Annotated in this window: 15 protein-coding genes; 6 read left to right on the top strand and 9 right to left on the bottom strand. The window is 67.0% G+C overall.

Going from position 1 to position 11,614, the window contains the following annotated elements; genetic code table 11:
- The first annotated feature begins 143 nt into the window (after nucleotides 1–143).
- From ABD679_RS04245 to ABD679_RS04230, 4 genes are all read left to right on the top strand, one after another.
- Nucleotides 144–329 (top strand): hypothetical protein, encoded by a 186-nt coding sequence (locus ABD679_RS04245; protein WP_344759149.1) that lies wholly within the window; start codon nucleotides 144–146, stop codon nucleotides 327–329.
- An 87-nt stretch (nucleotides 330–416) separates the two neighbouring features.
- Nucleotides 417–1,427: an SDR family oxidoreductase gene (locus ABD679_RS04240; protein WP_344758711.1), complete on the top strand. Its 1,011-nt coding sequence runs from the start codon at nucleotides 417–419 to the stop codon at nucleotides 1,425–1,427.
- 100 nt (nucleotides 1,428–1,527) lie between these two features.
- A complete protein-coding gene (locus tag ABD679_RS04235; protein WP_344759127.1) occupies nucleotides 1,528–1,881 on the top strand; it encodes a low affinity iron permease family protein in 354 nt (117 codons plus the stop codon).
- 159 nt (nucleotides 1,882–2,040) lie between these two features.
- Nucleotides 2,041–3,297 (top strand): RNA polymerase sigma factor, encoded by a 1,257-nt coding sequence (locus ABD679_RS04230; protein WP_344758709.1) that lies wholly within the window; start codon nucleotides 2,041–2,043, stop codon nucleotides 3,295–3,297.
- A 79-nt stretch (nucleotides 3,298–3,376) separates the two neighbouring features.
- Here the strand turns inward: ABD679_RS04230 and ABD679_RS04225 are convergent, their stop codons facing one another.
- Nucleotides 3,377–3,976, bottom strand: a complete 600-nt coding sequence (locus tag ABD679_RS04225) for a YceI family protein (protein ID WP_425561843.1) — start codon at nucleotides 3,974–3,976, stop codon at nucleotides 3,377–3,379.
- 10 nt (nucleotides 3,977–3,986) lie between these two features.
- A complete protein-coding gene (locus ABD679_RS04220) occupies nucleotides 3,987–4,343 on the bottom strand; it encodes a DUF1428 domain-containing protein (RefSeq protein ID WP_344758707.1) in 357 nt (118 codons plus the stop codon).
- A 185-nt stretch (nucleotides 4,344–4,528) separates the two neighbouring features.
- On the opposite strand from ABD679_RS04220, the gene arsC reads away from it, so the two are divergent.
- Both arsC and ABD679_RS04210 read left to right on the top strand, forming a co-directional pair.
- A complete protein-coding gene (gene arsC, locus ABD679_RS04215; protein ID WP_344758706.1) occupies nucleotides 4,529–4,900 on the top strand; it encodes an arsenate reductase (glutaredoxin) in 372 nt (123 codons plus the stop codon).
- Nucleotides 4,901–4,904: 4 nt separating this feature from the next.
- Nucleotides 4,905–5,705, top strand: coding sequence for an NRDE family protein (locus ABD679_RS04210; protein ID WP_344758705.1), 801 nt, complete (start codon nucleotides 4,905–4,907; stop codon nucleotides 5,703–5,705).
- 6 nt (nucleotides 5,706–5,711) lie between these two features.
- On the opposite strand, the gene ABD679_RS04205 is transcribed toward ABD679_RS04210, so the two are convergent.
- From ABD679_RS04205 to ABD679_RS04175, 7 genes are all read right to left on the bottom strand, one after another.
- On the bottom strand, nucleotides 5,712–6,128 hold the full coding sequence (locus ABD679_RS04205) for a hypothetical protein (RefSeq protein ID WP_344758703.1): 417 nt from the start codon (nucleotides 6,126–6,128) through the stop codon (nucleotides 5,712–5,714).
- 368 nt (nucleotides 6,129–6,496) lie between these two features.
- On the bottom strand, nucleotides 6,497–6,961 hold the full coding sequence (locus ABD679_RS04200; protein ID WP_344758702.1) for a hypothetical protein: 465 nt from the start codon (nucleotides 6,959–6,961) through the stop codon (nucleotides 6,497–6,499).
- Nucleotides 6,958–7,158, bottom strand: a complete 201-nt coding sequence (locus ABD679_RS04195; protein WP_344758701.1) for a PspC domain-containing protein — start codon at nucleotides 7,156–7,158, stop codon at nucleotides 6,958–6,960. The genes ABD679_RS04200 and ABD679_RS04195 overlap by 4 nt, the downstream gene beginning before the upstream one ends.
- 92 nt (nucleotides 7,159–7,250) lie before the next feature.
- Nucleotides 7,251–8,321 carry a class III poly(R)-hydroxyalkanoic acid synthase subunit PhaC gene (locus tag ABD679_RS04190; RefSeq protein WP_344758700.1) on the bottom strand — a complete coding sequence of 357 codons (1,071 nt, stop codon included), beginning with the start codon at nucleotides 8,319–8,321 and terminating at the stop codon, nucleotides 7,251–7,253.
- A 1-nt stretch (nucleotide 8,322) separates the two neighbouring features.
- Nucleotides 8,323–9,396, bottom strand: a complete 1,074-nt coding sequence (gene phaE / locus ABD679_RS04185) for a class III poly(R)-hydroxyalkanoic acid synthase subunit PhaE (protein WP_344758699.1) — start codon at nucleotides 9,394–9,396, stop codon at nucleotides 8,323–8,325.
- A gap of 58 nt (nucleotides 9,397–9,454) precedes the next feature.
- Nucleotides 9,455–10,075: a CDP-alcohol phosphatidyltransferase family protein gene (locus ABD679_RS04180; protein WP_344758698.1), complete on the bottom strand. Its 621-nt coding sequence runs from the start codon at nucleotides 10,073–10,075 to the stop codon at nucleotides 9,455–9,457.
- A 457-nt stretch (nucleotides 10,076–10,532) separates the two neighbouring features.
- Nucleotides 10,533–11,504, bottom strand: coding sequence for a hypothetical protein (locus ABD679_RS04175; RefSeq protein WP_344758697.1), 972 nt, complete (start codon nucleotides 11,502–11,504; stop codon nucleotides 10,533–10,535).
- Nucleotides 11,505–11,614 lie beyond the last annotated feature (110 nt).

The following is an 11,614-nucleotide window of genomic DNA, read 5'->3' as shown; positions in this document are numbered from 1 at the left end:
GCGGTGTACATCTTGACGCCGGGGCAACGGCCGCGGGCGGATATTGAGCGTCCAGCCCCGCGGCGCGGCCGCGCTGCCGACTCCAGCGGCCCGGCCACCGCACTACCGCACCATCGGCTCGACACCAGCCACGGAGCATCGCAATGAGCAACCGTCGCGACCGCAAGGATCCACCCATCGATCCCGGCGATGACTGCGCCCCTGAAACACCGCAACATCGACAGCAACGCAAGCAGCACGAGAGCGACAACCAGGACGAGGCGCTGGAGGAAACCTTCCCGGCCAGCGACCCGGCATCGCCCTTCATCCCCGCCCGGACATCCGACTGATCCCGGGCGCGCCGCAGCGGCGTGTCACGCGGCAACGACGCCGGGGTTCCTATCGTCGCCCCACTGCATCCGCAGGGAGGATCGGCGATGGCGACCACGGCGAAAGGCAAGGCACCGCACAAGGCCGCTGCCACGGCTGTCCGACGGCAGCGCACGTTGCAGAAGCAGGCCGATGCGAAGGCCGGGAAACGGGCGTCCAAGAGCGCTGCGAAAAAGAAGAAGAAGCCGGTCCAGGCCGGCATCCGCCGCCAGCCGGCAAACCCGATGCCGGCGCAGCACCTGCCCAAGCCCGGCAACGAGCATGACCTCGAACTGCAGCCGCGCTTCCTCGCGCCCGACTACGCCGGCAGCGGCAAGCTCGAGGGCATGGCCGCGATCGTCACCGGCGGCGACTCCGGCATCGGCCGCGCGGTGGCCGTACTGTTCGCGCGCGAAGGCGCGGACGTGGCGGTGTTCTACCTGGACGAACACGCCGACGCAAAGGAGACCAAACGCTGCGTCGAAGCCGAAGGCCGCCGCTGCGTCCTCCATGCTGGCGACGTCGGCGACGCGAAGTTCTGCGACGGCGCCGTGCGCAAGGTGGCCAGGGCCTTCGGCCGGCTCGACGTGCTGGTCAACAACGCCGCCTTCCAGCTGCACGCGAAGGACATCGCCGACATCACCGACGCGCGCCTGCAGGAAACCCTGCGCACCAACATCGGCGGCTACTTCAACATGGCGCGCGCGGCGCTGGCGCACATGGGCGAAGGCGCCAGCATCATCAACACCGGTTCGGAAACGGGCATCTTCGGCAACCCGCACCTGCTCGACTATTCCGCGACCAAGGGCGCGATCCATGCCTTCACCCTCTCGCTGGCGGCCAACCTGCTCGAACGCGGCATCCGCGTGAATGCAGTCGCGCCCGGCCCGGTCTGGACGCCGCTCAACCCGGCCGACAAATCCGCCGGCGATGTCGTCGACTTCGGCAAGGACAGCGACATGGGGCGCCCGGCACAGCCGGAGGAGATCTCGCCGGCCTACGTGTTTCTCGCCTCGCCCATTACCGCGTCCTATGTCAACGGCGTGGTGCTTCCGGTGATGGGCGGTCCGCGCGGATGAGCGGGCGACTCCGGCATTTCCTTCCAGCGAGGCTGGCATGAAACATTCCTCCGCGTTCACGCGCTTCGCCCAGGCGGCGGCGTGATTCACAGGGCGGCCGCTGTGCTTCGCGATCGCCGCGCTGCTGATCATCATCTGGGCGGTGACCGGGCCGGTCTTCAAGTTCAACAACACCTGGCAACTGGTGATCAATACCGGGACCACCATCATCACTTTCCTGATGGTGTTCCTGATCCAGAACACGCAGAACCGCGACACCGAAGCCCTGCAGATCAAGCTGGACGAACTGATCCGCGCCACCGAGACTGCGAACAACACCTTGCTCGCACTGGAGGAACTCGACGACACCGCGCTGGAAAAGCAGCGCAGGCGCTTCGCCGAACTCGCCCGCGAGGCGCGCGAGGAAAGCGAGCGCAACGGCCATCGCGACGGGGATGCACTGGCCGACGATTGAAGCTTCGCGCCGGCAGGCCTTCCCTGATTGTCGAATTCCCCCGCCCTGCTTCGTCAATATCACAAGGGCGCGGCCTGCGACGACCGCGGAACGCGCCCGAGGTGCTGTGGGACAGCAGCGGGCTTGCGCGACCGGGCCGCCGGTGTTGTGATCGGCGCGATGACGACGACCGACATCCACCGCGCGATCGAGGCCACCTGGCGCGCCGAATCGGCCAGGCTGATTGCCGCGCTCGCGCGCATGGTCCGCGACGTGGGACTGGCCGAGGAACTGGCGCAGGACGCGCTGGTGGCCGCGCTGGAACGCTGGCCGGAGGCCGGCATGCCGGACAACCCCGCGGCCTGGCTGATGGCCACGGCCAAGCGCCGCGCCATCGACCGCCTGCGACGCAGCAAGCTGCAATGGAGGAAACACGCGGAGATCGCGCGTGAGCTGGAGGCGCAGCAGGCCATGGCCCCGGGATTCGAGGAGGCGCTCGACGACGACATCGGTGACGACCTGCTGCGGCTGGTGTTCACCGCCTGTCATCCGGTGCTGCCGCGCGAAGGTCGCGTCGCCATGGCCCTGCGCATGCTCTGCGGGCTGTCCACCGACGAAATCGCGCGCGCCTTCCTCGTGCCCGAACCGACGATGGCGCAGCGCATCGTCCGCGCCAAGCGCACGCTGTCGGAGAAGCAGGTGCCATTCGAGGTGCCGCGCGGCGACGACCGGCTGGAGCGGCTGGCGTCCGTGCTCGAAGTGATCTACCTGGTCTTCAACGAGGGCTACGCCGCCACCGCGGGCGAAGACTGGCTGCGCCCGGCGCTGTGCGAGGAGGCGCTGCGCCTGGGCCGCACGCTGGCGACGCTGATGCCGCGCGAACCGGAAGTCCACGGCCTGCTGGCGCTGATGGAACTGCAGGCCTCGCGCGCCGCTGCCCGCGTTGGCAAGGATGGCGAACCGGTCCTGCTCCTCGACCAGGACCGCACGCAGTGGGACCAGGCGCTGATCCGCCAGGGCCTGGCCTCGCTTGAGCGCGCCGAAGCGCTCGGCGGGCGCGAGGGCAGCCACGCCCTGCAGGCCGCGATCGCCGCCTGCCATGCACGTGCTGCGCGCGCCGACGACACCGACTGGCCGCGGATCGTCGCGCTTTACGACGCGCTCGTGCGCGTCCTGCCCTCGCCCGTGGTCGCGCTCAATCGCGCGGTGGCGGTGTCGATGGCCGCGGGTGCGGAGGCCGGGCTGGCCGCCGTCGACGCCATCGCCGGCGAGCGCGCCCTGCGCGACTACCACCTGCTGCCAAGCGTCCGCGGCGAGCTGCTGCGCCGGCTCGAACGCTTCGACGAGGCGCGCGCGGAGTTCGAACGCGCGGCCGGCATGACCCGCAACGTGCGCGAACGCGAGCTGCTGCTGGCCAGGGCGCGCGAGTGCGCCTGATGCGACGCGACCCCAGCCCCCTCTCCCGCCTGCGGGAGACGGAGGCGCGCAGCGCCCCACGCGTCAACCTGGCGCCCCCTCACTCCTCCCGCACGATCGCCTCGACCTGGATCCGCAGCGTCACCGCCATGTCGAAGCCGTAGTCCTTGCCCGCATCGATGCCGAACTCGTCGCGCTGGATCGTCGCCAGGGCATCGGCACCACACAGCTCACGCTTGAGCACCGGGTGCGGCATGCACTTGAAGCTCCTGACCTCCAGTTCGACCGGGCGCGTCACGCCGTGCAGGGTCAACTCTCCCGCCACGCGCGTCGGCCTGCCGTCCACGAAGTCTTCCAGCCGTCCCTTGTAGACCGCCCGTGGATACTCCCCCGCGTCGAACAGCTCGGCACCGAGCGCGTGTTCGTTGAGCGCGTCATGACCGAAGTCGATGCTCGATACGTCGACCACGACCTCCATCGTTCCGCTGCCTGCCTCGCGGTCCAGCGTCACGCTGCCGTGGCTGCTGTTGAACTTTCCCCGCCACACCGACAGCCCGCCCAGATGGTCGGCTTCGAAGCTGGGAAAGGTGTGCTCCGGGTCGATGTCGTAGGTCCGCGTCGCCGCCGCGGCCGTGCCGGTGACACCCAGCAGCAGCGCCAGCGCCGGCACTGCGAGCACGCATCGTGTCGTGTTCACCATCGCCCGGCCCTCACAGTTCCACGATCGTCTTGAAGCCGCCCCAGAACATCCGCTTGCCATCGAACGGCATCGACTTGGGGTCCATGTCGGCCAGGCGCGGATCGGCCATGACCTGCTTGTTGATGCGGTCGCGCTGGGCCCGCGACTTGTAGACGATCCAGGAGAACACCACGACTTCGTCCGGCTTGAGCTTCACGCTTTGCGGAAACGACGTGCGCTTGCCGGGCTGGACGTCGTCTGCGACGCATTCGACGTACTCCAGCGCGCCGTACTCCTTCCAGATCGCACCCGCCTTGCGGGCCAGGCGCCGGTAGGCCGCCAGGTTCTCCTTGGGGACCGGGACCACGAAACCATCGACATAACGCATTGGGGACCTCCTCGCTTGCATGGCTGCGACCACCGGCCGGAATGCCGGGGGTTCTGGAGAGCGACGAACGGACGGGCGCCGGATCGACATCGCATCGCGCGTCGCCCGTGGCCATCCGGCTCGCATTGCCGGGCGCATCGGACGAAACTGTCGGTTCGCACCAAAACCGACGAGGTTCCGGCTCCATGGCAACGCCCGACATCACCATCTACCACAACCCCGCCTGCGGCACGTCGCGGACCACGCTCGGCATGATCCGCAACGCCGGCTTCGAGCCGCGCGTGATCGAATACCTCAAGGACCCGCCGGACCGGGAGACCCTGGTCGCCATGATCGACGCGATGGGCGTCCCGGTGCGTGAGGTGTTGCGGACGAAGGCCGAGCCCTATGCCGAGCTGGGCCTGGACGACCCGTCCATCGGCGACGACGCGCTCATCGACGCCATGCTTGCCCATCCGGTCCTGATCAACCGGCCGATCGTGGTCACGCCGCTGGGCACCCGCCTGTGCCGGCCGGCCGAGCTCGTGGCCGGCCTGCTGCCGACCAGCGGCGACTGAGCCGGTGTGCCTGGTCGCCCTCGCCTGGCGCGCACACCCGCGCTACCGGCTGGCGCTGATCGCCAACCGCGACGAACTGCACGCGCGGCCCAGCGCCGCCGCGGGCGTGGACCCGGAGGCCGCGGACGTCTACGGCGGCCGCGACCTGGTCCAGGGCGGCGGCTGGCTGCAGGTCTCCAAGCGCGGGCGGCTGGCAGCGGTCACCAACGTCCGCGCCGGCCTGGCGCCCGAAGCCAGGCCGCGCTCCCGCGGCGCGCTGGTGCGCGACTTCGTGCGCGGCGACACCGCCGCGGTGGCGGCAACGGAAGCGCTGGCGCCGGTCGCGGCGGAGTTCGGGCGCTTCAACCTGCTGGCCTGGGATGGCAACACGCTGGCGTTCGCGGGCAATCATCCGGGCTTCGCCGCGGCGGTCGTCGCGCCCGGCCTGCATGCGATGTCCAACGGCGCGTTCGACGCGCCCTGGCCGAAGACCACGCGCGCCACCCGGGCCCTGGACGCATGGCTGCAGTCACCGGCGGCAGGCGTCAAGTCACCCGGTGCCGACGTGATCGCGCCGCTGCTCGACACACTCGCTGACACCACCATCGCGCCGGACGACGCGCTGCCCGACACCGGGGTGGGAGCGGAACTGGAGCGCCGGCTGTCGCCGCCGTTTGTGCGTGACCCGCGCTACGGCACCCGCTGCAGCAGCGTGGTGCTGGTGGACGACGCATCGATCCTGTTCGCGGAGCGCCGGTTCGGCCCGGACGCCTCGGTGCTGGGCGAAAGCCTGCGGTCCCTGCCGCTGCGCCGATCCGGCGACTGAGCAGCGTCAGGGCGAGGCGGCGATGCAGCGCGCCGGCGCGTCTTCCACCACTTCCTGCTCCCAGCCGTTGGTCGCGCGCACCGCGATGGTGCCGCCGATGCAGGCGCGCGACAGTCCGTCGCGCCGCGCAGCGCTGGGACCCGGCAGCCTGACCGGCTCGAGCGCGACAGGTGCCTCTGCTTCGGGCTTGCCGTCCATGTCGGCCGCATCGGCACTTCCCGATGCGGCGGATGCCTTCGCGCCGGGAACAGGCACATCATCCGGGGTGTGCGCGTCGCCGTCGGCGTCCACATCATCGGCCCGCACCTGCTGCGCGCTGCCGGATTCGCCTGCCCCGAAGAACATCGCCCCAAGCCCGTTGGCAACCAGCACGCCCAGTGCCACGGCCAGCGCGATGGGCAGGAAGAAAGACCACGGCGTCAAAGCGCGGAACCCGTCTCGATTCATTCCCAGCCCTCCCTCGCCCACACGAGCCTAGCGCACGCGCTGCGGAAGCGCATTCACGTGGAAACGGACGAAAGAGGAAGGAGGATCCGCAGCTTGCGCGCCGTTGTTGCCCCGATACGCGCAGCATGTCGCGCAATCACCTGAAAAACCGGCAAGCGTCTGTCGCGACCGCACAAAAGTAGAAGGCCCAGTCTGCCGGATTTCTCCGATCGGCTGAGCCTTCTGTCGTCGAAGCGATTGCTTCCGGCTTTCGCCTTCCGCTTTTTCTTCGACGGATGCAGATTACCGCGATGCCCGTTACCAGGATGTAAAACGCAGTGACCGTTCGTCGGCACGCGGCCCTTCTACCACGGCCACCAGCTGCGGCCTTCGCAGGCGTAGCGATCGGCGGCGCGCTCGAAGCGGTTGCGCACCGAGACGCCGCCGCACAGCAGGTACAGCGGCAGGAACAGCGGGCCGAGCACCATGTACTGGTACACATGCGCGCGCTCGTGGTCCGCCAGCACGATCGGTGCCTCCTCGCCGTGGCCCGCGCGATGGGCATAGGTCATGCACGCCGAGTCGAGCGTGTCGCCGGTATGCAGGATCACGTTGCCCAGCGTCAGCGCACCACCCGGTCCCCAGGGCCAGCGATGGAAGACGATCGCAAGGTCGCGCACGCGCAGGTGCATGTGCGCGCCGGCAGCCAGGCCGGCAACGCCGAGGACACATCCGACCAGCGTGTTGGGCAACGTCCATACGATGCCCAGCAGCTGCAGCGCGCGCAGGCCGGCGCCCGGCGCACGATATGCGCCAGGCGATGCGCTCAACCGTCGCCTTCGGGCATCAGCAGCCACAGGACCAGGTAGACCAGGATGCCGGGGAACGCGGCGGAGGCGACCGAGACGATGACGTAGACCGCGCGCACCAGGGTCGAATTCCAGCCGTAGCGCTGCGCGATGCCGCCCATGACGCCGGCAAGGACGCGGTCATTGATCGATCGGGTGAAACGTTGCGGCTGGTTCATCGTCTTGATTGCGGGCCGGAAGACGGCTGGAGTCTAGCCTGACATGCGTTAAGCAACGTCGACGCAGGCTGGTTCGCGTGCGCAGCCATCGGTCAGCGCGAACGCTCGGCCAGCCAGTCGTGGATGGTGCCCGGCACTTCCTTCTGCGCCCGGCCGGACACATAGATGCCGATGTGGCCACCACGGAAGGAAAGCTCCGTGTAGTCGTCGGTGCCGACCAGTTCCTTCAACCGCTTCGATGCCGCCGGCGGCACCAGGTGGTCCTGCTCGGCGAAGATGTTGAGCACCGGCATCTCGACCAGCCCCAGGTGCACCTCGCGGTCGCCGATCACGATGCCGCCGTTGACGAAGCCATTTGCCTGGTAGAACTGCTTGACGAACTGCCGGAACGCTTCACCCGCCTGGTCCGGGGAATCGAAGATCCACTTCTCCATGCGCAGGAAATCCTCGACCTTGCGCTTGTCGTCGAGGATGTCGACCAGCCCCACGTACTTCTGCGCGAACAGCCGCCACGGCTTGAGCGTGAGGTAGCACAGGTTCATCAGGTCCGCCGGCACGTTGCCCAGCGTATCGACGAACAGGTCCACGTCCATGGCCCGCGTCCAGTTGGACAGCATGTTGTCGTCGGTGTGGAAGTCCACCGGCGTGACCATCGTGACCAGGTTGCGCACCTTGTCCGGGTGCAGCGACGCATAGCACAGCGAGAACGCGCCACCCTGGCAGATGCCGAGCAGGTTGATCGCGTCCAGCCCGTGCGCTTCGCGCAGGTGGTCGACCGCGCCACCGAGGAAGCGTTCGATGTAGTCCTCGAGCGTCAGGAACCGGTCGGAGCGGTCCGCGTAACCCCAATCGATGATGTACACGTCTTCGCCGCGCGCCAGCAGGTTGCGCACGATCGACTTGTCGGCCTGCAGGTCGACCATGTACGGGCGGTTGACCAGCGCGTAGCTGATCAGCAGCGGCACCTTCGCGGTGGGCTTGCCTTCGCCGCGGTAGCGGTAAAGCACGACCTTGCCGTCGCGCCAGACCTCTTCCTTCGCGGTGGCGCCGTAGTCGACGTCGTCGACCTCGCGCAGGGTCTGCAGCCCGGCCATGAGCTTCTGCTGGAACGCGACCGCCTCGGCGGCAAGCCGGTCCGGGGTGATGTCCAGTGGTCCGGCCATGTCAGCGCTTCCCCTTCGTGGTCTTCTTCTTCGCGGGTTTTGGCGCCTGCTTCTTCGCAATCTGCTTCTTCGCCGCCGGCTTGCGCGAGGCCGCGGCCTTGGTCTGGGTCGTCTTCGCAGGCGCGGCTTTCCGGGTCTTTCGCGCAGCCGGCGCCGGTGCACCTGCCTTGGCCGGACCGGACGCGGCTTTCATTTCATCCTGCAGTTTCCGCAGCTGCCGCTCCAGCGCCACGATTTTGCGATACGCGCCGTCCAGCTCGGTGCGGGTCGGCATGCCGAACACCGCGGACGCCTGCTCCACCTCGCGCTGGACACCCCCGCGGACCCGCATCTGCGCGTCCACCAGCTTTCCGTACGCTTCTTGGAACTCTCTGGACAGCGCGATCTTCGCGTAAGCGTCCTCGGCGGCATCCACCCACAGGTCAAACAGCGCTCGCGCCGACTGGAGCTGCTCTCCCGGTGCCTCGTGTGCGCCGAGCTTGTCCTCGAAGATCGCGCAGGCATCCCGCGTGGCCTCGCGCATCAGTTCGTCGTAGGCCTGCGTGCACTGCTGGTAGTCGGCCACCGCCAGGGCCAGCTGCTGCCAGCGCTGCTGGTGTTCGCGGGCGAAGCCGAACGTCGGCGTGCGCAGCCACGAAAGCGACTCGCCACGCATCCCGTCGAGCCACGGCCTGGCCTGCTCGAACCACTGCTCGAAGCCCTCCAGCCCGGGGCCGCGCATGCCGCGCATCAGGTCGACGAACGGGTCTGCGCCCGCCGACTCCACCGCCCGTCGCCAGGCGGACGCGATCTGCGAGGCACTGGCGTCGCCGCCGCCAAACTGCGCGGCGACTTGCTGCATCTGCCCGAACCATTGGCGCGCCTGCGCATTGAACCGCCCCAGGGCGTCGCCGGACGCGGCGGGACCGCCCTGTACAGCGCGCCCCCACCAGTCCATCGCCGCCTGCCAGGGCTGGGCCGCGACCGCCTCCGGCGATGCGCCGCGCAGCGCCCCTGCCCAGGCATTCCAGTACTGGCGCGCCAATGCGTCGAAATCGCCCGGCTGTGCCCCCCCATGCTGCCCGCTGTCGCCCATTGCCTTCCTCCCGGATCAGGCCACGATCATAGCAATCGTCCGGCGGCAATCCGGCGGGTCAGGGCTTGGGGATGCGCAGGGTCTGGCTGATCATCAGCGACCCCGACAACGCATAGACCAGCACCAGCGGATGCAACTGCCACGGCCCCACCTGCCACATCCCGAACCAGAGCGCATCGCCGATCCGCCCCAGCCAGGCCGCCATCGCCAACGCCACCACGATGGCCAGGCTGGTGGGGATCGGCGTGCCCTCGAAATACTTCACCTTGTCGCCACCATCGGCCAGCGTCTCGGCAGTGACGTTGTAGCGTGCCAGCCGGCTGACCCCACAGCCGACGAAATAGCTCAGCACCACCCAGTCCCAGCCGCCGCGCATCCCGCACGCATAACCCAGCGCCGCCGGCGCGACGCCGAACGAGATCACGTCCGCCAGCGAATCCAGCTCCCGCCCCAGCGTCGAAGCCACCTTCCGCCACCGCGCAATCCGCCCGTCCAGCGCATCGAACACGAACGCCAGCGGAATCAGCGCCATCCCCACCATCAGATCGCGAACCACACCCTCATGCAGGAACCGCATCGCCGCAAAAATTGCCCCTGTCCCGCAAAAGGCATTGGCCAGCGTGAACCAGTCGGCCAGCTGGAATTCGCGGAGCATGGAGAAGTGGCGGGGGCGTTGCATGGCGTTGCCGGAATGCGGGGAGCGGGAATTGAAGACATCGTGCAGGCGATGGGCGCCTGTACCGCGCTGACGATAGCATTCCCTACTGGTGACCGGACGGCACATCTCCAAACATCAAAACCAAATGCATCGGTAATCCCCCCCTGCTTTTAGCGGCCACCAAAAGTGGAGCTAGGCGGCCAGTGCGAGCTGACCAGACATTCGTCTGTTGAGAGCCGGCATTGCCGAGCTGATGCCGTGCTCCCGGCAAAGCTCCGAGACCCGCGCGCCAGCTTTGAGCACGGCGATCATCTGGCTGTCGGTGAAGCGGGCTGCTTCATGGAACCTCCTCGGGAAAGACTACGAGAAAATTCCACTTCTAGCGTGAGCAAATTGGCGCGGGCGTACCCCGCTCAACCTGATCCGTTCTTAATCCGTTCCTAGTTGGCGCCCTCGGGAATCCATCCCAGTGCAAACGTCAGTCTGGACCGAAGATCACTTCACGCCAGCCAACGAACACCATGAACAGGAAGCTTCCTCCATATGCCAGCGTGGACAGCATCATTCCAATACGCCAGCGCAAATTCATGTAGGGCAACTCGCCGTCGATCGCCCGTTGCTCGATCTCGGTTGGCGGGATGACCCGGTAAGGGTTCTCCCCCTCCCACTGCATCGACTCCTCCAACTCCGGGGGCAACGGCGGACGGCGAGTGTGGCGCTCGATCCACGGAATCATCCGATCGGCCCAGTAACTGAACATCGCCCCCATACCGAAGTAGAGCTTGTAGAACAAGCCGCGTTTCAGACGATGCTCATCGTCGAGCAGACCGGGAATGGTGTCCCGATCGATGCGCGCATGGATCCCGTGCTCCTGACCCTCTGGAAGGCGATACTCGATCGGCGGCACATTGTGTGGTGGCGCTTCCATGTATAGACGAATGAACTCCCACAACTCGGCTTGGGCAATCACATAGTTAGCCGCATCGCTGACCCGGATGCCCTTCAGAATTCGGCGCGTTCTCGGCTCCACCTCATAGACGTCCAGCATGTACATCGAGCTGGCGCCGTAAGGTGAGACTCCTGTATAGCCGTAAACTGCAGGCACTATCGTGTCATAGTCAACCCAAGTCCAGCCTAGCTTCTTACCCTGCCATTGGTAGAAGCGCCTGAGGGTACGACTAAGGATAATCCTAGACTGAAAAGTATTTAGCAGGCGATACGCAAACACAAAGCAGGCCACTGGAATTGCGAGCAATAATACTGAGACAAGCAGGAAGAATATCTGAGTTCTTTCTTCATTAAGCCTTGATAGCATATCAAATATCGATGGAATCATCATCAAAAAGAAGAAACCACCACCCCATACTGCAATCAATATGGCAAACGGTCGAAAGCTCGTTCTGAATGTCTTGGTGAACTCCAAATAGGCGGGGTTGATCGCCGACACCATCTGTCGCGCATTAGGGGCCGCTCCCTCCTGCAGCGGCTCGCGAGGGTGTACAGATTTTTGTGTAACCGGCGATGGGGTTCACTGCTGAGGAAGCCTTTCCTCGTATCGGA

The sequence above is a fragment of the Luteimonas lutimaris genome, assembly GCF_039537065.1.
Lineage (GTDB): Bacteria > Pseudomonadota > Gammaproteobacteria > Xanthomonadales > Xanthomonadaceae > Luteimonas > Luteimonas lutimaris.
The sequence above is the reverse complement of the archived record's forward strand: the minus strand, read 5'-3'. Positions and strand labels throughout refer to the sequence as shown.